At 42.3% G+C, this 2,457-nt stretch carries 1 protein-coding gene; it reads left to right on the forward strand.

The window, feature by feature from the left end; genetic code table 11:
• Positions 1-236 precede the first annotated feature (236 nt).
• The coding region (locus LC574_RS35655) for a pitrilysin family protein (protein WP_229458343.1) at positions 237-2,457 on the forward strand (2,221 nt) is incomplete at its 3' end.

The raw sequence follows: 2,457 nt of genomic DNA on the forward strand, positions 1-2,457 counted from the left end.
GGATTCCTATTTGATTTTTGAATAAACACCGTACACCTCGAAAAGCCTGATTCCCTACTCCCTACTCCCTATTCCCTACTCCCCGCCTACGCAAATAATTTCAAAAATCAAAGCGGATTACTATAATATATTCTTTTTCTGTATTGTCACTGAGGTAACAGATTTTTTGGACAGATTAAACTATCGTCACTTTCCAAAATAATTATGTAATTTAATTTACATAATCTGCTAAATACATGTATGGATTTTCCAGATTTTATAAATATCCCTTGCCATTATTATTTTTAAGCTTATGGCTAGTAGCAGTTTTTTTGTTGAGCAATCAACCTGCTCATAGCCAACATGCAGCCATATTTAATAAAGAAAAATACCAATCAACCTTGCTAGCAAAAAGAATAATGCCCTCAACACTGACACAAAATGTCCGTAAGATAGTGCTGGAGAATGGTCTAACTGTCCTGACAAAGGAAGTGCATACTGCGCCAGTAGTGACGGTGCAGGTGTGGTACAAGGTTGGCTCACGCAACGAAGAACCGGGCGTGAATGGCATTGCCCACCAGTTGGAACACATGATGTTTAAAGGTACTCTAAACCGTCCAATTCAATTTGGCCGTTTGTTTAGTGCTTTAGGTAGTGATTCCAATGCTTTCACCAGCTATGACCAAACTGCATATTACGGTACTGTGGAACGAAACAAGCTAAAAGCGCTCTTAGTGCTGGAAGTAGACAGGATGCAAAATTCCCAGATTGAGCCAGAACAACTGGCGAATGAGAAGCGAGTAGTAATTTCTGAGTTGCAGGGTTACGAAAATAGCCCTGAATATCGTCTCAACCGCGCCGTCATGCAGGCGGTGTTTCCTAATCATGCTTATGGGTTGCCTGTAGGTGGTACGAAAGCTGATGTCGAGAAATTTGAAGTTGAGCAGGTAGAAAAATATTACCGCAATTTTTACAGTCCCGATAATGCCGTCTTAATTATTGTTGGAGATTTTCAAACTGCCAATACCCTGGAAATAGTTAAAGAGGTATTTGGCAAAGTACCCAGAAGGCAGGAGGCAGGAGTTATTTCTCCCTCATCCCCCTCATCCCCCTCATCCCCCTCATCGCCGATAGTATTGCGAGAACCGGGAGCAGGGCGTTTGTTACAAGCGGTTTATCCGCTACCGGATGCAAATCAACCGGATGTACCTGCGCTGGATGTAATGGATTACATCTTGACTGAGGGACGGAATTCTAGACTTTATCAGGCATTGGTGGAATCAGGTTTAGCTAGTGAATTAACAGCGTCTGTTACCAGTTTGCGAGAATCTGGTTGGTATGAGGTGTTGGTGACGGCTGATTCTAAACAAGATTTGAAAAAAATTGACTCAGTGTTGAGTAGCGCGATCGCTAATGTAGCAGAAAAAGGTGTGACATCTGAGGAAGTAGAACGAGCCAAAACCCAATTAACAGCAGATGTAATTTTGAGTAACCGTGATATCACTTCTCAAGCAATGCGATTGGGCAATGATGAGACAACTGTTGGTGATTATCGCTACACAGACCGCTATTTGGATGCTGTTCGTCTGGTAAAGCCGACGGATGTTGTCGCTGTGATTAACAAATACCTGACAAAAAAAGCCAGGACAGTAGGCTTTTTTGAACCAACCCAGAAGCGGATAACAGAAGTTGGTGATAAACCAGACTCAGCCCAAACTATAGAGAATTTTTCTCCTGGCGCACCTGTGCTTCCTTCTGAGGTGATGAAATACTTACCACCTGTGGATTTGGCTACAGATGCAATCGCCCAAGTATTACCACAGGAATTCAAATTTACTAACGGACTGCGGTTATTACTGTTAAGAGATCATAGTACTCCCACTGTTACCTTGAGCGGTCACATTCAAGCTGGGACGGAATTTGATCCAGAGGATAAAGCTGGACTGGCTGCTTTTGTGGCAGAGAATTTGCTCAATGGTACTAATAGCAAGGATGACTTAACTATTGCCAAACTTTTGGCAGAACGAGGGGCGAGTCTCGACTTTGAAGCCTACCACGAAGGTGTGCATATCGAAGGTGATAGTTTAGCAGATGATTTGCCGATACTTCTTGAGATATTGGCAGATGTTGTAAAAAATAGTACCTTTCCAGTCAAAGAATTGGAATTGCATCGCCAACAAACTTTAACTGACTTGCAACTGGAATTAGATGAGCCATCAGAAGTAGCCAGAAGAATATTTGTTCAGTCAATTTACCCGAAAAAACATCCCTTACATACTTTTCCCACAGAGGATAGTTTACAGCAGATTCAGCGCCAGGATGTGATTGATTTTAAAGCTAAACATTATCGTCCAGATACGACAGTGTTGGCGCTGGTGGGAGATTTTGATCTAGACAAAGTGCGATCGCTGATTAAAAATGAGTTTGATAACTGGGAAGTTAGCGGCCAAGCACCGACATTAAAATATCCTCCGGTGT

This window comes from Nostoc sp. CHAB 5715 (assembly GCF_020829685.1).
In the GTDB taxonomy this organism is placed as follows: Bacteria; Cyanobacteriota; Cyanobacteriia; order Cyanobacteriales; family Nostocaceae; genus Nostoc.